The sequence below is a fragment of the Ottowia flava genome (assembly GCF_008017535.1).
GTDB lineage: Bacteria > Pseudomonadota > Gammaproteobacteria > Burkholderiales > Burkholderiaceae_C > Ottowia > Ottowia flava.
The window spans coordinates 120541-138458 of the sequence record NZ_VRUA01000001.1 but is presented as its reverse complement, the minus strand read 5'-3'; the positions used below and the strand labels follow the sequence as shown (position 1 = coordinate 138458).

21 protein-coding genes are annotated in these 17918 nt (G+C 69.4%); 10 read left to right on the top strand and 11 right to left on the bottom strand.

Translation table 11 applies throughout. From position 1 onward, the window contains the following. The first annotated feature begins 71 nt into the window (after positions 1-71). The 3 genes from FVQ98_RS00590 to phbB all read left to right on the top strand — a co-directional run bounded on the left by FVQ98_RS00590 (position 72) and on the right by phbB (position 2432). Positions 72-1253, top strand: coding sequence for an acetyl-CoA C-acetyltransferase (locus tag FVQ98_RS00590; RefSeq protein ID WP_147911480.1), 1182 nt, complete (start codon positions 72-74; stop codon positions 1251-1253). After that, a complete protein-coding gene (locus FVQ98_RS00585) occupies positions 1253-1618 on the top strand; it encodes a cupin domain-containing protein (protein ID WP_147911479.1) in 366 nt (121 codons plus the stop codon). Before FVQ98_RS00590 ends, FVQ98_RS00585 begins: the two co-directional genes overlap by 1 nt. A 76-nt stretch (positions 1619-1694) precedes the next feature. Beyond that, positions 1695-2432 carry an acetoacetyl-CoA reductase gene (gene phbB, locus FVQ98_RS00580; RefSeq protein ID WP_147911478.1) on the top strand — a complete coding sequence of 246 codons (738 nt, stop codon included), beginning with the start codon at positions 1695-1697 and terminating at the stop codon, positions 2430-2432. 119 nt (positions 2433-2551) lie between these two features. Here the strand turns inward: phbB and FVQ98_RS00575 are convergent, their stop codons facing one another. From FVQ98_RS00575 to FVQ98_RS00555, 5 genes are all read right to left on the bottom strand, one after another. Beyond that, complete coding sequence (locus tag FVQ98_RS00575) at positions 2552-2791, bottom strand: Ada metal-binding domain-containing protein (protein ID WP_255507558.1); 240 nt, start codon at positions 2789-2791, stop codon at positions 2552-2554. 49 nt (positions 2792-2840) lie between these two features. After that, positions 2841-3536 carry a 2OG-Fe(II) oxygenase gene (locus FVQ98_RS00570; RefSeq protein ID WP_147911476.1) on the bottom strand — a complete coding sequence of 232 codons (696 nt, stop codon included), beginning with the start codon at positions 3534-3536 and terminating at the stop codon, positions 2841-2843. After that, the gene (gene ada / locus FVQ98_RS00565) at positions 3533-4606 is read right to left on the bottom strand and encodes a bifunctional DNA-binding transcriptional regulator/O6-methylguanine-DNA methyltransferase Ada (RefSeq protein ID WP_147911475.1); all 1074 of its coding nucleotides are present in this window, start codon (positions 4604-4606) and stop codon (positions 3533-3535) included. The genes FVQ98_RS00570 and ada overlap by 4 nt, the downstream gene beginning before the upstream one ends. A gap of 145 nt (positions 4607-4751) precedes the next feature. Continuing rightward, complete coding sequence (locus FVQ98_RS00560; protein ID WP_255507557.1) at positions 4752-5273, bottom strand: methylated-DNA--[protein]-cysteine S-methyltransferase; 522 nt, start codon at positions 5271-5273, stop codon at positions 4752-4754. A 34-nt stretch (positions 5274-5307) separates the two neighbouring features. Next, positions 5308-6027 carry a 2OG-Fe(II) oxygenase gene (locus FVQ98_RS00555; RefSeq protein ID WP_147911474.1) on the bottom strand — a complete coding sequence of 240 codons (720 nt, stop codon included), beginning with the start codon at positions 6025-6027 and terminating at the stop codon, positions 5308-5310. Between the two features lie 162 nt (positions 6028-6189). Here FVQ98_RS00555 and dusA point away from each other — a divergent pair, with 162 nt between their 5' ends. The 3 genes from dusA (at position 6190) to FVQ98_RS00540 (ending at position 8472) form a co-directional block, all read left to right on the top strand. Further along, complete coding sequence (gene dusA / locus FVQ98_RS00550) at positions 6190-7215, top strand: tRNA dihydrouridine(20/20a) synthase DusA (RefSeq protein WP_147911473.1); 1026 nt, start codon at positions 6190-6192, stop codon at positions 7213-7215. A gap of 193 nt (positions 7216-7408) precedes the next feature. Beyond that, positions 7409-7831: a hypothetical protein gene (locus FVQ98_RS00545; RefSeq protein ID WP_147911472.1), complete on the top strand. Its 423-nt coding sequence runs from the start codon at positions 7409-7411 to the stop codon at positions 7829-7831. A 203-nt stretch (positions 7832-8034) separates the two neighbouring features. Beyond that, positions 8035-8472 (top strand): hypothetical protein, encoded by a 438-nt coding sequence (locus tag FVQ98_RS00540; protein ID WP_147911471.1) that lies wholly within the window; start codon positions 8035-8037, stop codon positions 8470-8472. Between the two features lie 208 nt (positions 8473-8680). Here FVQ98_RS00540 and FVQ98_RS00535 read toward each other — a convergent pair whose 3' ends face one another. Beyond that, positions 8681-9574 (bottom strand): EamA family transporter, encoded by an 894-nt coding sequence (locus FVQ98_RS00535; protein WP_222707540.1) that lies wholly within the window; start codon positions 9572-9574, stop codon positions 8681-8683. Positions 9575-9944: 370 nt separating this feature from the next. Between FVQ98_RS00535 and FVQ98_RS00530 the strand changes: the two genes are divergently transcribed. Further along, a complete protein-coding gene (locus FVQ98_RS00530; RefSeq protein WP_147911469.1) occupies positions 9945-10877 on the top strand; it encodes a glutaminase in 933 nt (310 codons plus the stop codon). Between the two features lie 74 nt (positions 10878-10951). Here the strand turns inward: FVQ98_RS00530 and FVQ98_RS00525 are convergent, their stop codons facing one another. Beyond that, positions 10952-11341, bottom strand: a complete 390-nt coding sequence (locus FVQ98_RS00525) for a hypothetical protein (protein WP_147911468.1) — start codon at positions 11339-11341, stop codon at positions 10952-10954. Positions 11342-11576: 235 nt separating this feature from the next. Here FVQ98_RS00525 and FVQ98_RS00520 point away from each other — a divergent pair, with 235 nt between their 5' ends. Continuing rightward, on the top strand, positions 11577-12494 hold the full coding sequence (locus FVQ98_RS00520; RefSeq protein WP_147911467.1) for a hypothetical protein: 918 nt from the start codon (positions 11577-11579) through the stop codon (positions 12492-12494). A 272-nt stretch (positions 12495-12766) separates the two neighbouring features. After that, positions 12767-13291 (top strand): hypothetical protein, encoded by a 525-nt coding sequence (locus tag FVQ98_RS19540; protein WP_255507556.1) that lies wholly within the window; start codon positions 12767-12769, stop codon positions 13289-13291. Positions 13292-13332: 41 nt separating this feature from the next. On the opposite strand, the gene FVQ98_RS00510 is transcribed toward FVQ98_RS19540, so the two are convergent. Continuing rightward, positions 13333-13953 (bottom strand): LysE family translocator, encoded by a 621-nt coding sequence (locus FVQ98_RS00510; RefSeq protein ID WP_147911466.1) that lies wholly within the window; start codon positions 13951-13953, stop codon positions 13333-13335. 91 nt (positions 13954-14044) lie between these two features. Continuing rightward, positions 14045-15256 carry a hypothetical protein gene (locus FVQ98_RS00505; protein WP_147911465.1) on the bottom strand — a complete coding sequence of 404 codons (1212 nt, stop codon included), beginning with the start codon at positions 15254-15256 and terminating at the stop codon, positions 14045-14047. A 208-nt stretch (positions 15257-15464) separates the two neighbouring features. Here FVQ98_RS00505 and pdxY point away from each other — a divergent pair, with 208 nt between their 5' ends. Further along, positions 15465-16316 carry a pyridoxal kinase PdxY gene (gene pdxY / locus FVQ98_RS00500; protein WP_147911464.1) on the top strand — a complete coding sequence of 284 codons (852 nt, stop codon included), beginning with the start codon at positions 15465-15467 and terminating at the stop codon, positions 16314-16316. A 94-nt stretch (positions 16317-16410) separates the two neighbouring features. Here pdxY and FVQ98_RS00495 read toward each other — a convergent pair whose 3' ends face one another. Next, complete coding sequence (locus tag FVQ98_RS00495; RefSeq protein WP_147911463.1) at positions 16411-16899, bottom strand: DUF2846 domain-containing protein; 489 nt, start codon at positions 16897-16899, stop codon at positions 16411-16413. A gap of 142 nt (positions 16900-17041) precedes the next feature. After that, complete coding sequence (locus FVQ98_RS00490) at positions 17042-17791, bottom strand: uracil-DNA glycosylase family protein (protein ID WP_147911462.1); 750 nt, start codon at positions 17789-17791, stop codon at positions 17042-17044. Positions 17792-17918: the final 127 nt, after the last annotated feature.

Genomic DNA, 17918 nt, shown 5'->3' with positions numbered 1-17918 from the left:
AGATTCAGCATCAAAACAGCGGCTAGCGCTACAGGGACAAGCGCGAGCAGCTATCGAAAGGAGAGCGTTCCATGGAAGACATCGTCATCGTTTCCGCCGCACGCACGGGCGTGGGCAAGTTCGGCGGCGCGCTGGCCAAGGTGCCGGCGACCGAGCTGGGCAGCATCGTGATCAAGGCCGCACTGGAGCGCGCCAAGGTCGGGATGGACCAGGTCGGTGAAGTGATCATGGGCCAGGTGCTGACCGCCGGCAGCGGACAGAACCCGGCGCGCCAGGCCCTGATGAAGGCCGGTGTGGCCAAGGAAACGCCGGGCCTGACGATCAACGCCGTGTGCGGCTCGGGCCTGAAGGCCGTGATGCTGGCGCACCAGGCGGTGGTCACCGGCGACAGCGAGATCGTCGTCGCCGGCGGCCAGGAAAACATGAGCGCCAGCCCGCACGTGCTGCTGGGCAGCCGCGACGGCCAGCGCATGGGCGACTGGAAGATGACCGACACCATGATCGTCGATGGCCTGTGGGACGTCTACAACCAGTACCACATGGGCATCACCGCCGAGAACGTGGCCAAGCAGGAAGGCATCACGCGCGAAATGCAGGACGAGCTGGCGCTGGCCAGCCAGAAAAAGGCCGCCGCAGCCCAGGCCGCAGGCAAGTTCAAGGACGAGATCGTCCCGGTCAGCATCCCGCAGCGCAAGGGCGACCCGGTGGTGTTCGACACCGACGAGTACATCAACACCAAGACCAACGCCGAGGCGCTGGCTGGCCTGCGCCCGGCGTTCGACAAGTCGGGCACGGTGACGGCTGGCAACGCCAGCGGCATCAACGACGGCGCCGCCGCCGTGGTGGTGATGACCGCCACCAAAGCCGCCGCCCTCGGCCTGAAGCCGCTGGCGCGCATCGTCAGCTACGCCACCAGCGGGCTGGACCCCGCCACCATGGGCCTGGGCCCGGTGCCGGCGTCGCAAAAGGCCCTCAAGCGCGCCGGCTGGAGCGTGGGCGATGTCGACGTGTTCGAGCTGAACGAAGCCTTCGCCGCGCAGGCCTGCGCCGTCAACAAGCTGCTGGGCGCCGACCCGGCCAAGGTCAACGTCAACGGCGGCGCCATCGCCATCGGCCACCCGATCGGGGCGTCCGGCTGCCGCATCCTGGTGTCGCTGCTGTACGAAATGCAGCGCAGCGGTGCCAACAAGGGCCTGGCCGGCCTGTGCATTGGCGGTGGCATGGGCGTGGCGATGGCGCTGGAGCGCTTCTGATGGCTGCGGCAGCGATCAACCTGCAGGACAAGCTCGGCCGCTTTGCCGAGCACTGGTCGCCGCGGGTGATCGCCGAGATGAACGACTACCAGTTCAAGCTCGTCAAGATCCAAGGCGAATTCGTGTGGCACAGCCACGCGGACACCGACGAGGTGTTCATCGTCGTCGACGGCGCGCTGGAACTGCAGTTTCGCGACCGGACCGTTCCGCTCGCGCAGGGCGAGCTGTGCGTGGTGCCCAAGGGCGTTGAGCACCGGCCCGTGGCGGCGCAGGAATGCGCGGTGATGCTGGTCGAGCCGCGTGGCGTGGTGAACACCGGGGCCGCTGGCGGCGCCTACACCGCGCCGAACGACGTCTGGGTTTGAGCAGGGGTTTGCACGGGAGGGTCGGCGTGCCTAAATTTCCGACAGTTTTTTTCGCAGTCCATTGAGGAGACAGTAAATGAGTCAGAAAGTAGCGTACGTGACCGGCGGCATGGGTGGCATCGGCACCGCGATCTGCCAGCGCCTGCACAAGGAAGGTTTCAAAGTCATCGCTGGCTGCGGCCCGACGCGCGACTTCCAGAAGTGGCTGGACGAGCAGAAGGCGCTGGGCTACACGTTCTACGCAAGCGTGGGCAACGTGAGCGACTGGCAGTCCACCGCCGACGCCTTCGCCAAGGCCAAGGCCGACCACGGCCCGATCGACGTGCTGGTCAACAACGCCGGCATCACGCGCGACCGCATGTTCCTGAAGATGACCCGCGAAGACTGGGACGCGGTGATCGACACCAACCTGACCAGCATGTTCAACGTGACCAAGCAGGTCGTGCCCGATATGGCCGAGCGCGGTTTTGGCCGCATCATCCAGATCAGTTCGGTCAACGGTGAAAAAGGCCAGGCCGGGCAGACCAACTACTCGGCCGCCAAGGCCGGCATGCACGGTTTTGCCATGGCGCTGGCGCAGGAGCTGGCCGGCAAGGGCGTTACCGTGAACACGGTCAGCCCCGGCTACATCGGCACCGACATGGTCAAGGCCATCCGTCCCGACGTGCTGGAAAAGATCGTCGGCACCATCCCGGTCAAGCGCCTGGGCACCCCAGACGAAATCGGCTCTATCGTCGCCTGGCTGGCCGGCGACGACGCGGGTTTCACCACCGGCGCCAACTTCTCCTGCAACGGCGGCCTGCACATGGGCTGATCGCGCCGGAGTCGGACGCACCAAACCCCGCTTCGGCGGGGTTTTTTTGTGGGTGGGCCCTGGTGATTTGCTCCCGATTTGCGGCGGCTTCGGATGGTGGGCAGTGCACGCCAGCGGATTCACGGGTGCTTTGCCTGCCAATTCGCATAGGCCTGCGGCATGCACACGGCGCAAGGCCGGTACCCCGCCGCAATGGCCGTGGCCTCATCGGCAAAGAACACACGCTGCGGGACGTAGCCGCCGCGCACGATCGCCTGCAAGGCCGATCGGCAGTTGAGCTGCCCGTAGATGCGCCCACGCCGGTGGCCGCCCAGGGCGCCGGGCGTCGCACTGGCGTACGACTGCCCGTCGGGGCCCATCAGGGTCCAAGTGCGCGTGCCAAAAAGGGTCGGCCCTGACGGATCTGCACTACACGGCGCCATGAAACGACAGCGAGAGCCCCACACGCTGCCCGCTGCGCACGCGCGCGATCGCGTGGCGGACGTTCACGCGGTAGATGCCCTGGCGGCCGCGCACGGGGCGCGGGCCGGTGCAGATGATGGCGGCGTCGCCAAACTGCAGCGGCACCACGCTCGGGCGCGACTGCATCCGCGGTCGTTGCTCCACCAGAACGAAAGCGCCGCCGGTGAAGTCCGCATCGGGTGCCGACAGGAGGCCGACGACCTGCAGCGGAAACACGAGCGTGCCCGCTGTGTCCTGGCGCAGCGCAACCTCGGCCCCGGCGTTCAGCCGACTGACCAGGCTGAGCGGGGTGTTCTGACCCGCCGCCCGATTGAGCGTGTCGAAGTCGGTCAGCTCTGGCGGGAAATGCGCCGGCTCGCCCAAGGCCTGGGCCCACCGGTTGGCAATGGGCGCCAGGCGGCGGTACAAGGCGTGGCGCCACATGGCGAAGGCCGGTGGCAGCGGGCCGTTGGGTAGATCGTTCGATTCGTGGGCGGCTTGCCAAGGGGCCACAGCCGACCCGAACAGACCTGGCAACAGCGCGTACCCGTTCTGGCTCAACTGAGCATCGATGGCCGCCGCATCCCAGGCGCCCGGCGCCGCGCGGTGCGAGGCCACGGTGTTGGCGTCGATTCGGGTCGAGGTATCCCCAGCCGCGCTCATGCCGTCGCCTCGCGCCGCAGCAGTTCGCGCTTGCGCGCCACGCCCCAGCGATAGCCCGAGATGTCGCCGTCGCGCCGCACCACGCGGTGACAGGGGATGGCGACCGCCAGCGCGTTGGCGCCGCAAGCCTGCGCCACCGCGCGCACCGCCTTGGGCGCGCCGATGCGCTCAGCGATCTCGGCGTAGCTGGCGGTGCTGCCGGGCGGGATGCTGCCCAGCGCCTGCCACACGCGCTGCTGGAAGGCCGTGCCGCGCACGTCCAGCGGCAGGTTGAGCCCCAGGTGCGGCGCTTCGATGAAACCGACCACCTGCGCCACCAGCTTCTCGAACTCGGCGTTGCCGCCGACCAGCTCGGCTTTGGGGAACTGGTCCTGCAGATCGCGCAGCAGCTGGTCCGGCTCGTCGCCCAGCAGGATGGCGCACAGGCCCAGCTGGCTTTGCGCCACCAGGATCGCGCCCAGCGCACAATCGCCCAGCGCGAACCGGATCACCGCGCCCGCACCGCCGGCTTGGTAAGCGCGCGGCAGCATGCCCAGCATCTGGTCGGCACCGGCGTAAAAGCGGCTGTTGGAGCCAAAGCCCGCACCGTAGATCGCGTCCGTCACCGTGCCTGCGCACTGTTGCAAAGCGTCGCGCAGGCGCTGCGCGCGCTGCGCTGCGGCGTAGGCCTTGGGGGTCATCCCCGTCTCGGCCTTGAACACGCGGTGAAAGTGGTGGGGGCTCATGCCGGCGTGGGTGGCGAGGGCGTCCAACGTGGGCGCCGTCTCCGCGCTGTTGATCTGGCGGCAAGCCTCGGCCACCAGGGCGGCGCGCTCGCTGGCCGCGGCGGTGCGGTCGGCGCAGGCGCGGCGGCTGGCGCGGTAGCCCGCGGCTTCGGCGGCGGCCGGCGTGTCAAAAAACTCGACGTTGTCGCGCCTTGGCAAACGGCCGTTGGCGCTGGGGCGGCAGTACACGCCGGTGGTGCGCACGGCGTAGACAAAGGCGCCGTCGGCGGCGGCATCGCGCGTGGCGATGGCCTGCCAGCGGGCGTCGTCGCTGCGGTAAGGCGTTGAGGTGGTGGACGAGGTCATGGTGAGGCTCGCAAGCGGAGAAGAATCGAATGAGGTGTTCAGCGTAAGACGAAATTCAATCGCAAGCATTCCGTTTCTTGCGATTGAATCAAATTGGCGCCCGCGCGGGCGGGATCGGTCGGTCAAAACCCCGGCAGCGTGGCGGTCAGCGGCGCCTCCGCCAAAGCGTGTTCGTGCGCCAGCAACCAGCGTTTGCGCACCAGGCTCCAGGCGTAGCCGCGCAGGCTGCCGTCGCTGCAACCACCCGATGGCAGGGGATGATCAGCGCGATCGGGTTGGCCGCGTTGGCGGCGCCCACGTCGATGGCGGCGCGCGGATCTTGCAGGCCGAGCGAGCGCGCCAGTTGCCCGTACGACACCGTGCGCCCAGCGGGGATGCGCCGCAGCGCCGCCCAGACCTGCTCCTGCAGCGCGTCGCCTTGGGTGCGCACCGGTAGGGCGTCCAGCGCAGCCCAGTCGCCGTCAAAGTAGCGGGCGAGCGCGTCGGACACCGATGCGGGCGCAGGCCCCGCACGCAGGCCGCCTTGCGCCGCGCCAAAACCCATGCGCCGGCGCGCGGGCGACAGACCTTCGGTGAAGTCCAGTGCGTGCACGCGGCCTTGGGCGTCGATCACCAGGCGCAGCGGGCCCTGGGGCGAATCCAATTGGCTGAGGATGAGGGTGTTCATGGTTGGCTCCTTGAAGCAAAGCTGGGGCGCGCCATCAGCGCGCGTCGTGAAAGATCACGCCGACGGTGTGGCGCTGCCCTTGTCGCACCGCGCTGACGCCGTGGCGCATCTGCGCCCGCCGCCAGCCACCGCGCCGGCTGGGCACGGGCCGTTCGTTGACGGTGAAGACCACGCCGTCGCCTTGGCGCAGCGGCACCACGTCGGCGCGTTGGCCGTCGCTGGTGCGTTCGGTCATGACGAATTCGCCACCGCTGAAGTCGCGCCCGGGCGCCGACAGCAGGATGGCCAGTTGCAGCGGAAAGACGTGTTCGCCATACAAGTCCTGGTGCAGGCAGTTGTGGTCGCCCGCGCTGTAGCGCAGCAGCAGCGGCGTCGGCCGCGTTTGCCCGGCCCCATGGCAGCGCGCCAGGAATTCGGGCAACTCGGCCGGGTAGCGCGTGGGTGAGCCCAGGCGCGCCTGCCACGCGTTGGCGATGCGCGCCAACGGCGGGTACAGCGCGTGGCGCAGCCCTTCGATCAACGGCGGCAGCGGGTAGGCGAAGTACTGGTATTCGCCGCGCCCGAAGCCGTGCCGCGCCATCACGATGCGGCTGCGAAAGTGACGTGGCGCGTCGTACAGGCCGGCCAGGGTGGCGCAGTCGCAGGGCGGCAGCAGGCCGGGCAGGGTGGCCCAGCCTTCGGCGTCCAGGGTTTCAGCCAGGCGACATTCGTCCCAGACGGGGGCGGTTTTCTCAAGTGGGGGTGCGGTCGGCATGGGAGGTCAGCGGTGGGTTGAAGGCCATGACCGCACTCTAGGCACCGATCCCCGCCGGCGCATCCTCATCCTTGCGATTGAATTCGACCCACGCGATCACCAGCGCCAAGGCTTCCGGCTGCACGTCAGGCGCCTGTCGGACCCCCGCGGGATAATCGCGCCATGTCCCCCACGCCCGGTTCGACCGCCACCGCGTCCGATGTCAGCCCCTGGCGCCTGTCTGTCGCGCCGATGCTCGACTGGACCGATCGCCACTGCCGTTACTTCCACCGCCTGTTGACGCGCCGCACGCTGCTGTACACCGAGATGGTGAACGCCGGCGGCATCTTGTACGGTGGGACCGAGCGGCACCTGCGCTTCAACGCCGAAGAGCACCCGGTTGCGCTGCAGCTGGGCGGCAGCGAGCCCGATCGGCTGGCCGCGGCCGCGCGCCTGGCCGAAGAGTGGGGATACGACGAGGTCAACCTGAACTGCGGCTGTCCCAGCGAGCGGGTGCAGCGCGGCGCATTCGGCGCCTGCCTGATGGCCGAGCCGCAGCTGGTGGCCGATGGCGTCAAGGCCATGCTGGACGTGGTCAGCGTGCCCGTCACCGTCAAGCACCGCATCGGCATCGACAAGGAAGAAAGCTACGGCTTCGTGCGCGACTTCGTTGGCGCCGTGGCCGACGCGGGCTGCCAAGTCTTCATCGTCCACGCCCGCAACGCCTGGCTGAAAGGCCTGAGCCCCAAGGAAAACCGCGAGATCCCGCCGCTGCGCTACCCGCTGGTGCACCGCCTGAAACAGGACTTTCCGCAGCTGACCATCGCCATCAACGGCGGCGTGACCACCGATGAGCAGATCGCCGAACAGCTGCAGCATGTCGACGGCGTGATGCTGGGGCGCGAGGCCTACCACCGCCCCTGGTTGATGACCGGCTGGGACGCGCGCTTTTTTGGCGACGCGCCGCGCGCGCTCGACCCTGACGAGGTGGAAGCGGCGATGGTCGATTACATGGCGCGCGAAGCGGCGCTGCACGGCACCGGCTGGTACGCCATCGCGCGCCACATGCTGGGCCTGCACCACGGGCGGCGCGGCGCCCGCCTGTGGCGCCAGGTCTGGAGCGACCACAAGCTCAAGGACCTGCCCGCGCGCGACGTGTGGGCGCGCGCCAGGGCGCACCTGACGGAAGCCGCCCCGGAACCGGCCTGAGGCAGCGAGAAGTCACACCCCTGACGCCCGCCGCCAGCCTGCCGAGGCACCTGGCCTCAGGGCGGTAGGGCTGTCGTGGGCACCGGATGCCGTGGGTCTGGACTGCGGCGCGCAGCCGGTCATCTCCTACACCGCACGGTGAAGGCTTTGTTAACAATCGATTGCATCTGTACAAAGTCCACCGGAAACCGCCATGTCGCCCGCTGCTCGTCCCACTGGTCTGTCGCCACGGTTGGTGCAGGTGTTGGCGATGTTCGTCGACATCGCCGCGGCCCAGGCAGCGGCGCTGGAGGCTGAGGCGGCACCCGGCGTGTGCTGGGTCAGGGTGGTGAAGCCACAGGCAATCCTGCGTTCGGTGGATGCGCGCGCGACGCACTCGGCCATTGCACCCATTCGCACGCAGGAGCCGGCGTATGTCAAGCGCGTGGCCGACCTGGCGCGCGCACAGCGTGCCGGCCTGCTGGTCGACTGTAACGGCGCCGACAGCGCCGCCGTGGTCACTGCGCTGGGCCATAGCGGCGCCCTGGTTGCGTTTGTCGCGGGCGCGCAGGGCGTGCGCGAGCTCACCTTGGCGCAGTCGGCGCCTGGGGTGACCGAATGGCGGCGTGCGGCCTGAAAGATTGGGTGTCAGATCGGGCTGCAGAGCTTGACCACAATGCGCTGGCAGCTTCGGTTTGTGTAGCGTCCGGTACGGCTGACTTGGCACCACCGCGCGCTGATTTCGCCCCGCTTGCTGAGGCAGGAAATTGCATTTGCATACCTGACCGGCAAGGGGATCTGCCAACAATGAACCATTGTCAACTCGCAAGGAGTCCTGTCATGTCCACCTTCACCGCAGACCCGAGCCACTTCTCGATGTCCGGCGCCTACTATCCCAAGGGCCACGTCTTCGCCATGTTCAACAGCGCGGCCGACGCACAGGCGGCAGTCGAGCGTCTGGCCGCTGTGCACAAGGTCGGCGAAGTGCGCCTGCTGCCGCCTGAGGCCATCGTCCAGGCCTTTGCCGAGCGCACCGAATCCGTCGGCGGCATGCCGTCGGTAGGGCGCGAAGACCAGTTCATGCTGCGCTACGTCGAGTTGGCCAAGGAGGGCAAGCCCGGCGTGCTGGTTGACGTGGCCGACGCGTCGACCGAGGACTTGGGCGCCGCTTTTGCCGCCACCCGCGCGGTGCTGGCGTATTACTACCGTGCGTTGGTGATCGAGGAGCTGGTGCAGACCTCGACCCACGCCGAAGAGGCCGCGTCGGGCAAGCTGTGACGGGCGTGCCCCGCGGCGCGCAGGCCCAGGCGGAAAAGTAGAGAAATAGGCTGCGAGCCCTACAGCTATCTGCGCGGGCAGCTCCCAAAAGCAGAGCGAAAAACGCGTCTGACCACCTGGGCGCTGGCGGCGCGCAATCGGGTGCGCAAGTCAGGCGCTTGCCCGGTCGGGTTGGCCCACGCGGCCAATGGGTGCCGCGCGGCGGTGTTCAGACGCGCGCTGCGCGCCAGCGCGCCTGCAGCCGCGGCCACAGCACGTTGATCGTCAGGCCGCCGATCACCAGCAGCGCGGCCAGCATCTTCCAGCCGGGCAGTGATTCGCCCAGCCACAGCGCCGACGAGCCCATGCCGAACACCGGGACCAGGAGCGCCATCGGCGTCACGCTCGCCGCGGGGTAGCGCACCAGCAGCCAGGCCCAGGCGGCGTAGCCGAACAGGGTGTTGCCGACGGCCTGCCACAGCACGGCGGCCCAGGTGCCCCAGTCGGCCGCGGCGATGCCGTCGCGGATCGCGGGCCAGCCTTCCAGCCACAGCGACAGCAGCAGCAGGGGCGGCACCGCGAACAGGCTGGACCACACCATGTAGCCCACCGCGTCCACGCGCCCGGCGGCGCGGCTGACGATGTTGCCGCCCGCCCAGGCCATCGCCGCCAGCAGGATCATCACCAGCCCCAGCGGCGTGATGGATGCGCCATCCGTCACCGCGTGCCAGCCGATCAGCACGATGCCCGCCACCGCCAGCAGCATGGCCAGCACCTGAAAGCCGCGCACGCGCTCGCCCGTCATCGCCATCGCCATGCCGATGGTGAAGAACACCTGCACCTGGATCACCAGCGAGGCCAGGCCGGGCGAGATGAAGTGCGTCATCGAAATGAACAGCAGCCCGAACTGCCCCACGCCGATCAGGATGCCGAACGCCGCCAGGTTGCGCCAACTGGCCTTGGGCCGCGGGATCAGCCACAGCGCCGGCAGCGCCGCCAACGCAAAGCGCAACGTGGCCATCAGCAGCGGCGGCAGGTGCGCCAGCGCCACCTTGATGATCGGGAAGTTGGTGCCCCACACCGCCACCACGGCCACCGCCAGCAGCAGGTGGCGCACCGGCAGGGTAGGGCCGAAGGTGTGCGCGGCAGCCGGCGCGGGCGCCGGGGGGATGGCAGGGGCGGTATCGGGCTTCATCGTGGGCGGATTGTGGGGCCAGCGGCGCGGCAGCGTCGGCCACAGGCCATTCGCACGCCGGGCGGAGAGGGGCAGAAAGCGGTTTGGGCATGAAATCAGCCGCCAGCGCTACAGCGGTCAGCGCTGACAGCTATTTAATCCATAGCGAAACAAGCGGTGTGCCCGGCGGCACGCTGCGGCAGGCGCTTGGCAGGCGCGCCGCCGCCACGGCGTGTCCGGGGCCATCGGCCGCGCGCCAGCACCGCGCAGCGCCAGCCGCCACAATCGGTCATCGACCGCACCGTCCGCCGCCAGCCCCATGGATTTTCAAGCCATCCTCGAAGAGATCACCGCCACCTTGCAGGCCGAGCTGCGCGCGCACGGGCCGCGCGGTGAAGTGGCCCAGTACATTCCGGCGCTGGCGCGGGTGCCGGCCGGGCACATCGGCATGGCGCTGCGCACCTGCGACGGCCAGGAGGCGGTGGCGGGCGACGGCGCGCTGCCGTTCTCGATCCAGAGCATCTCCAAGGTCTTCACGCTGACGCTGGCGATGCAGCACTTGAGCGAGGAGCAGCTGTGGTCGCGCATCGGGCGCGAGCCCTCGGGCACGGCCTTCAACTCGCTGGTGCAGCTGGAGTTCGAGCACGGCACGCCGCGCAACCCGTTCATCAACGCCGGCGCGATCGCGGTGGCGGACCGGCTGGTGGGGCTGTACGGCGACGCCGCCTGCGCGCAGCTCAGCGCGTTCCTCAGCGACCTGAGCGGCGAGCCCATCGGCTACGACGAGGAAGTGGCCGCCTCCGAGGCCGCCACCGGCTTTCGCAACCAGGCGCTGGCCAACTTCATGAAGAGCTTTGGCCGCGTTGACCACGCGGTCGACACCGTGCTGGACCTGTACTTTCACCAGTGCGCGCTGTCGATGAGCTGCCTGCAACTGGCGCGCGCGGCGGCCTATCTGAGCCGCGACGGCGCCCACCCGGTGCGCCCGGGCGCGCACATCATGACCGAGCGGCAGACGCGGCGCATCAATTCGCTGATGCTGACCTGCGGCACCTACGACGCGGCGGGCGAATTCGCCTACCGCATCGGCCTGCCGTGCAAGAGCGGCGTGGGCGGCGGCATTCTGGCCGTGGTGCCCGACCACCTGACGCTGGTGGTGTGGTCGCCCGCGCTGGACGAGACCGGCAACTCGGTGCTGGGGCAGAAGGCGCTGGAGCTGTTCACCCGGCGCACCGGGTTGTCGATCTTCTGATGCTCTTCTGAGCGTGGGGCGTGGGGCAGGGCGCACCGCGCCCGCCTCGGCGCGCGCCCAGGCGCTGCGTTAACTCAGTCCAGGATCGGCGTGGCCGGGCCCAGCTCGCGCACGCGGTGGTCGACGTAGTAGCCGCCGTACTCGGTGTAGCGCAGCAGCAGGCGTTGGCACGCGTTGCAGCGCCACAGCTCGCAGCGGTTGTAGGGGAAGAAGGCGATCGCCACCGGCGCGTCGGCTGCGTCGTAGCGCGTGCCGTTCGGGTGCTGCTCTTCGTACGTCGGCTCGGCCACGTCGAGGTCGCGCAAGCTGCCGACGTGCACCATCTGCGCGGTGGGCCAGCGCTCTTCGGTCAGGCTGGTCCAGCCGTCGCAGCGGCCGACGCCGCAGGCGCACCCGGTCGCGGCGCCGCGCTGGGCGACCAGGGCGCGCAGTTCGTCGGCGGTGGTGATGCGGTGGGCGGACATGGCGGCATTGTGCCGCTGCGGGGCGTGCGGCTGGCCTGGGCATGGCTGCGCGCTGTGCCGGAGGGTTGTGGCGTTGCGCCGATTTCAAGAGAAAACGGCCTCCAGCGCTAGACCCACCTGCGCTGGCAGCTACGGTTTTGATAGTTTTATGCCAAGCCCGCAGCACTGCCCTGGCGCCGCACCGGCCCGCGGAACCGCTCCCGCGCGATCCGCGCCCGCGCGCTACAGTGCGCCCATGTGGTTTCTTACCCGCCGCATTCAGCGCGACCTGCGCGACGCCGGTTTTTCTGACGCCGAGCGCCAGGCTGTTCTCCACACGCCCGCCATGTGGGCGCAGCTGACGCGGTTCTACGAAAGCGGTGGTCGCATCGAGCGCGTGGACGCCGATTTCTCCGGCGCCACCGGCGCGCCGGACGCCATCCGCTTCTTCTGCCCGCCGCCGCCGGCCGCCTGCGCGCACAGCACGTTCGGCGCGCTGGCGCACGAGCTGGGCCATGCGCTGCAGTGCCCCGAGCAATGGCTGCCCGTGGCCAGCTTCGACAGCGCTCAGGCCTACGCCCGTGCGCGCGAGTTGGGCGAGGCGCACGCCTGGCTCAACCAGGCGCGCCTGTGCCGCGCCAAGCAGGGCGGCGCGCCAGAAGCGTCGCAGGTGCTGCAGATCGAAAACGACGCCGACTTCGGCACCGCACCCGTTGACATCTTCGCCCGCGTGGCCGAGCGCGAAGCCGCGGGCTGGAGCGACGCGCAGATCCTGGACGAGCTGGCCATGTTGAACGCCAACATGTTCCCTTGCGGCATGGGCGAGGGCAACTTCAAGACCTACGGCCAGTGCAACCGCTGGGACTGGCTGCAGGCCACGCGCGCGCAGCACCCGGCCTTCAACGATTTTCTGCAGCGCCTGCCGCGCCCGCCCCACGCGGGCGACCAGAAGCTGTTGATGAAGTTCAACCTGTTCACCGGCGTCGACGGCGTGCCGTCTGAAAGGACGGGCGTCCTGCAGACACTGGCCGACGGCCTGACGCCCACGCGGCTGGGCGATGACCTGGACGCGCTGTACGCCATCGCGCGCCAGGCCTTGCCGGACGCGGTGCCCGGTGTCGCGGCGTGCGGGCGAGACGCGCCGGCCTGGCTGGGTGAGTCGCCCAACGGGTGAGCCCGCCGGAAGGTCGTTCGTCCACAAGCGGAGATGGGGTCGCGCAGCGATGGCCCCGCCCGACAGGCTTCTCCTACGCCTGCGGAAGCCAAGGGCCGACAGGCGTGTCCGGTCCGGGACCGTCGCGGTGCCGCGTCTTCCGGGCCACAGTGAAGCTATGGCCCCTACGGTGGCCGATCAGCGGGCCGGTAGGGCGGCAAGGCGCCCGGATCCCCACCGACACCCGCCGTGAACCGCATGGCAGGCCGCATGCCTGCCGCAAGGAGATTCAAATGACCGACAAGAAACCCCCTGTTGAACCCGACACCCCGGCGCCACTGCAGCAGCCTTCGCAAGACCCACGGCTGGTGGCGCAGGAGCCGATCGACGCCGAAACCGCTGCGCGCGAAGTCAAAAGCGTGGGCGCTGGCGGCGGCATGGTGGCCGGCGCCGCGGCTGGCGCGGCCGTCGGCATGGTCGGCGGGCCGGTCGGCGTGTTCGTGGGCGGCACCGTGGGCGCCATCCTGGGCGCGCTGGGCGGCTACGCCGCGGTCGACGCGACCGACCCCGACTACAGCTACTGGCGCGACAACTTCCGCGATCAGCCCGGCTTCGTCGGCGACTACAACTTCGAGGACGACTATTCGCCCGCTTACCGCCTGGGCTACCAGGGCCGCACGCGTTACGTCGGCAAGACCTGGCAGGAGGCCGAGGCCGACCTGGCGCGCGACTGGGACGCGCTCAAGGGCAAGTCCCGCCTGACCTGGGATGAAGCCAGGGCCGCCGGCCATGCGGCCTGGCACCGCGAGAGCGGCTGAAGGCCCGAACGCGTCGCGGCTCCCGGCGCGGCGCGCCGGCCTCAGCGGTTGGACAGCGCCAGGTTCACGCCCAGCCCGGCGAACGAGACGGCGAAACCGCGCCGCAGCCAGGCCTGCACGCTCGGCGATTCGACCACCGCACGGCGGAAGGCGTGGGCCATGAAGCCGTAGACCACGAACACGCCGAAGGTCATGGCCATGAACACGGCGCTGAGCACCAGCATCTGCGCCATCGGCGGCAGCGCTTGACCGGGGTGCACAAACTGCGGCAGGAAGGCCAGGAAGAAGATCGTCAGCTTGGGGTTGAGGATGTTCATCAGAAAGGCCCGCAGCACGATGCGCGCAGTTGATGTTTCGGGTGCGCTGCTGGGGTCGATCGCAAAGCCCGAACGGTCCCGCCAGGTCATCACCGCCAGGTACAGCAGGTACAGCACGCCGGCGAACTTCAGCACCTCGAACGCCAGCGCGCTGGCGTGCATCACCGCCGCCAGGCCCAGCACCGTGGCCAGCAGGTGCGGCACGATCCCCAACGTGCAGCCCACAGACGCCCACACCGCCGCGCGGCGCCCGCGCGTGATGCCGGTGGCCACGGTGAACACCACCCCCGTGCCCGGGATCAGCACGACGATGAGGGAGGTGATCAGAAATTGCAGGGTGATCATGGGGGCTCCTGGACAACGGTGGCGCACAAGCAGGGTGCAGTATGCACGTGGACCGGTGCCGGGGAGGCTGCACGCCCAGCGGCCCCGGGCGTCAGCCGGGCCGATCGGCCCGGTCGTCCCACCAGTCGGGGGAGGGGAACAGCGCGTTCGACGCCGTATCGATCACCTCCAGCAGCGGGCCGCCGTGCGCGCCCAAACGCGCGCCCAGTCCTGCGCGCGACGCGGTCCGCTGACCCGGTAACCAGAACAGCTTGCGCGCCCAGCTGCCGGGGCGCGGCGGCCGGCGGTTGGCGGCCGCCAACCGCGTCTGGATGCGCGCCAGGCCGCCCGCCAGGCGCCACGGCGCCAGTTGGGTCAGGGCGTCGTGCAAGGCGTCGGCCCAGTCCGGCCGGGGTGCGGCAAAGCGCGACAGCGGCAGGCCGGCCGCCAGGCGCAGCACGCCATCGGCCAACACCACGTCGCACAGCGCGCACGCTTCGCTGATGCGCCCTTCGGCGATCAGGGCGCGCACCTCGTCCGCATGGCGCGGCGCGGCGGGCGCGTGGGCCTGGTCGGACCACAGCCAGGGCGCCGCGTCCCACTGGTGGCGTTGGTTTTCACGGAATTCCATGCTCAGCCGCAACTGCCACTGCGGCATGTCGCGCACGCCGCCCGACGTGATCAGCAGGCAGGGCTGGCGCTGGTTCACCGTGACCGGCGGGCCGTAGACGCCGAGCAGCGCCGTGGTCTTGGCCGCCAGCCGCCCGCGCGCGTCGCGCGGCCAGTGGCCGGCCAGCCGCGCCACGTCCAGGCGTTCCAGATTGGCTTGCAGCTGCGCCTGCGCGGCGGCCCGGTCGCTGTCCGCCAGGTTGTCCAGCGCCGCCGTGTCCGTGGGGTGAGGCGGTGCCGGCCACGGACCGGGTGGCTGGGGGGCGGCCGAGCGCGCTGCGGCAGGTGCTACGCGGCACGTTTTGGGCGTCGGTGCCATCGGCAGGCGCCACTGTTGCAGCAGCGCGTGCAGCCTGGCCGTGTCGCACAGCACTTCGCTGTGCGTGTGCTCGCCGTCGTCGTCGCGCACGGTGACCCACAGGTGCTGGCGCTCGCAGGCCGGCAACTGGGCCAGGTCTTCGCCTGCAGCGGGGCGGCGCGCCGACAGGCCGCCGCTTCCCAAGTCGTGGATCCACAGCTGCAACGCCAGCTGGCCGGCGGTCCTGGACGAAGTCAGCACCCAGGTGTGGTTGTCGCTGCTTTTCAGCGTCAGGTCGGGGCAGGCGCGCAGGAACTGGGCCGGTCCGTCGTTCCAGTCAAAGGGAGAGGGTGCCATCGTCATCGAAATGCGTCAGTACGTGGGGGCGTCGCACAGCGTGCGCCGGCTGCGGGGGCATCAGCCCATCATGGCGATTGTCAACGGTGCTAGGCCACCGTCGGCGAAAGCATGAAAACTGCGTTGGCGCTGCAAAAAGGGTGCGTCGCGCCAGCCACGCGGCGCCCGCCGTCCAATGGAGCCCCCGCCGCAGGCGCACAATCGGCGGGTGAACATCCTCTCCATCCAATCCCACGTTTCCTACGGCCATGTCGGCAATTCGGCGGCCGTTTTTCCCCTGCAGCGCCTGGGGCACGAGGTCTGGCCGGTCTACACCGTCAACTTTTCCAACCACACCGGCTATGGCCAGTGGGGCGGCTCGGCCATTCCGGCCAGCGAGGTGGCGGCCATCATCGATGCCATGGACGCGCGCGGCGCGCTGGCCAAGGTCGACGCGGTGCTGAGCGGCTACCAGGGCGGGGCGGACATTGCGGACGTGATCCTTGCCACCGTGGCGCGCGTCAAGGCGCTGAACCCGAAAGCCGTCTACGCCTGCGACCCGGTGATGGGCAACGCCAAGTCGGGCTGCTTCGTGCACCCCGACATCCCGGTGCTGCTGCGCGACCGCGTGGTGCCCGCCGCCGACATCGTCACGCCCAACCAGTTCGAGCTGGGCTTTCTGACCCAGCGCGAGGTGCAGACGATCGAGCAGACCCTGCGGGCCGTTGACGCCGTGTTCGCCATGGGCCCGCGCACCGTGCTGGTCACCAGCGTCGAATGCCCGGGCCGCCCTGAAGGCACCATCGAAATGCTGGCCGCCGACGCCCGCGGCGCGTGGATCGTCACCACGCCGCACCTGCCGTTCAAGGCCAATGGCTCGGGCGACGTGACGGCGGCGCTGTTCACCGCGCACTACCTCAGCACCGGCTCGGCCGCCGAGGCGCTGGCGACGACCACCGCCAGCGTGTTCGAGCTGCTGGAGCGCACCCACCAGTCGGGCGAGCGCGAGCTGCAACTGGTGCAGGCGCAGGAGGCTTACGTCCACCCGAAGCACCGCTTTGCGGTGCGGCAGCTGCGCTGATCGGCGCTTGCCCATTTCAGAGGAAATCGGCCTGTAGCGCTACAGCCACCTGCGCGACCAGCTATTCAAGTAATAGCAATCAGGTGGTGCCTGCTTACTTGGCCGCCGGCGTGCTCGGCGTGGCCAGGGCGCAGGTGCCGGGCTGCGCCAGTTCCAGGCCAGCGATGGCGGTCTTGCCCTGGTCCTCGGGCACCAGTTCGAGGTTGGCGCCGCCCACAAAAACGCCCAGCTTGATGTACTGGCGCACGAAGTAGTTGCGGCCCGACTGCACCGGCACCTCCAGCGCGTTGGGCGAGAACTCGGAAGCGGTCTCGATCTTGTGGCGGGTATTGCCTGCGACTTCGGTGAAGAAGAAGGTGCGGGGCGCGGATTCACCCAGGCAGCGGCCGTTGACCCACACGTCCTTCTTCAGTGCGTGGCCGAAGCTGCTGTCGCGAAACACGTACAGCCCGGCTTTGCCGGCCGCCGGTCGAGCGAATTGCTTGGCCTGCGTGCTGGCCTCGGGCGTCGCCAGATTGACGGTGGCGGCGCAGCCGGACAAAACCGCCACGCTGATCAAGGCCAAACCGATGCGGGTTTTCATGGTGTTCTCTCCCTCGTTGAAAACACCAGCGTAGCGGATGCATCGGGCGGTTTTGCTGACACCAAGCACCGCTTGAAAACGGAGGTATTCAAACAGCCAGCGCCACCGTCCCCAGGTGTCGCGGCGGGCCGACAGCGGCCGCTCAGGCCGCCGGCCAGATCCCCAGATCCACCAGCTGCTGCGTCGCCGCCGGCGCCCAGCCACGGTTGGCCAGCGGGCTGGCCGGGCTGGGGTGCAGGATGCGGCCAAAGCGCAGGCCGGGCTGGTCGCCCAGCGCGGTGTGGGCACGCTTTTCGGCCCAGGCGCCCACGCCGATCACCCATTCAGGCTGCAGGATCTGCACCAGCTGGCGCAGGTGCTCGTCGCACGCGGCCAGCAGCGGCTTTTGCTCGGCCGCCGGCAGTTTGTCGGGCGTCAGGTTGCGCCCGCCTTCAAAGAACACCAACGGGCAGTAGTTGGCGACGAAGTGCTCGGCAAAGAACGCGTCCGGCGTGCCATAGCGCGCGCGGAACAACCCCCACAGCCGCTGGCCGCTGACCTCGGCGCGCGTACAGGCAAAGCCTTCCACCGGGCGCTTGGGGTTGGTTTCTTTGGGCTGACCGACCGGGCCCTCCAATCCCAGCCAGTCGCGCACGCTGGCCACTTCGCCAAAGGGCACGCCCGTCTGCGCCATGCCGAACGGCCCCGGGTTCATGCCCAGAAACACCACGCGCTTGGTGCCGCTGGCGTAGCGTGCCAGGTAGCGCCGTTGCACCTCACCCGCGTAGTCCAGCGGGTTGTAGACCTGCGTCACCGGCGGGGCAAAGCGCAGCGCGTCGACCTGGTCGGACAGGGTTTGGGCGGCGGCGATCATTTGGGTGGCGGTGGCGGTGGGGGAGAGGGGAAGGGGCATGATGAGGCGGGCGAACAGCAGAGAACCCGCGACTGTAGCGGGTTGGGGTCGCGGCGCTCCTGAGGTAGGAGGCCCTGGCGACGGTTGTCCAATCAGCCCAAACCACTTCCGAATTGACGTCATATAG

Excerpts from the sequence above, each read along its gene's own strand:
- FVQ98_RS00590 (WP_147911480.1), top strand. The coding sequence starts at position 72 with ATGGAAGACATCGTCATCGTTTCCGCCGCACGCACGGGCGTGGGCAAG.
- FVQ98_RS00585 (WP_147911479.1), top strand. The coding sequence starts at position 1,253 with ATGGCTGCGGCAGCGATCAACCTGCAGGACAAGCTCGGCCGCTTTGCC.
- phbB (WP_147911478.1), top strand. The coding sequence starts at position 1,695 with ATGAGTCAGAAAGTAGCGTACGTGACCGGCGGCATGGGTGGCATCGGC.
- FVQ98_RS00575 (WP_255507558.1), bottom strand. The coding sequence starts at position 2,791 with ATGGGCCCCGACGGGCAGTCGTACGCCAGTGCGACGCCCGGCGCCCTG.
- FVQ98_RS00570 (WP_147911476.1), bottom strand. The coding sequence starts at position 3,536 with ATGAGCGCGGCTGGGGATACCTCGACCCGAATCGACGCCAACACCGTG.
- ada (WP_147911475.1), bottom strand. The coding sequence starts at position 4,606 with ATGACCTCGTCCACCACCTCAACGCCTTACCGCAGCGACGACGCCCGC.
- FVQ98_RS00560 (WP_255507557.1), bottom strand. The coding sequence starts at position 5,273 with ATGAACACCCTCATCCTCAGCCAATTGGATTCGCCCCAGGGCCCGCTG.
- FVQ98_RS00555 (WP_147911474.1), bottom strand. The coding sequence starts at position 6,027 with ATGCCGACCGCACCCCCACTTGAGAAAACCGCCCCCGTCTGGGACGAA.
- dusA (WP_147911473.1), top strand. The coding sequence starts at position 6,190 with ATGTCCCCCACGCCCGGTTCGACCGCCACCGCGTCCGATGTCAGCCCC.
- FVQ98_RS00545 (WP_147911472.1), top strand. The coding sequence starts at position 7,409 with ATGTCGCCCGCTGCTCGTCCCACTGGTCTGTCGCCACGGTTGGTGCAG.
- FVQ98_RS00540 (WP_147911471.1), top strand. The coding sequence starts at position 8,035 with ATGTCCACCTTCACCGCAGACCCGAGCCACTTCTCGATGTCCGGCGCC.
- FVQ98_RS00530 (WP_147911469.1), top strand. The coding sequence starts at position 9,945 with ATGGATTTTCAAGCCATCCTCGAAGAGATCACCGCCACCTTGCAGGCC.
- FVQ98_RS00525 (WP_147911468.1), bottom strand. The coding sequence starts at position 11,341 with ATGTCCGCCCACCGCATCACCACCGCCGACGAACTGCGCGCCCTGGTC.
- FVQ98_RS00520 (WP_147911467.1), top strand. The coding sequence starts at position 11,577 with ATGTGGTTTCTTACCCGCCGCATTCAGCGCGACCTGCGCGACGCCGGT.
- FVQ98_RS19540 (WP_255507556.1), top strand. The coding sequence starts at position 12,767 with ATGACCGACAAGAAACCCCCTGTTGAACCCGACACCCCGGCGCCACTG.
- FVQ98_RS00510 (WP_147911466.1), bottom strand. The coding sequence starts at position 13,953 with ATGATCACCCTGCAATTTCTGATCACCTCCCTCATCGTCGTGCTGATC.
- FVQ98_RS00505 (WP_147911465.1), bottom strand. The coding sequence starts at position 15,256 with ATGGCACCCTCTCCCTTTGACTGGAACGACGGACCGGCCCAGTTCCTG.
- FVQ98_RS00495 (WP_147911463.1), bottom strand. The coding sequence starts at position 16,899 with ATGAAAACCCGCATCGGTTTGGCCTTGATCAGCGTGGCGGTTTTGTCC.
- FVQ98_RS00490 (WP_147911462.1), bottom strand. The coding sequence starts at position 17,791 with ATGCCCCTTCCCCTCTCCCCCACCGCCACCGCCACCCAAATGATCGCC.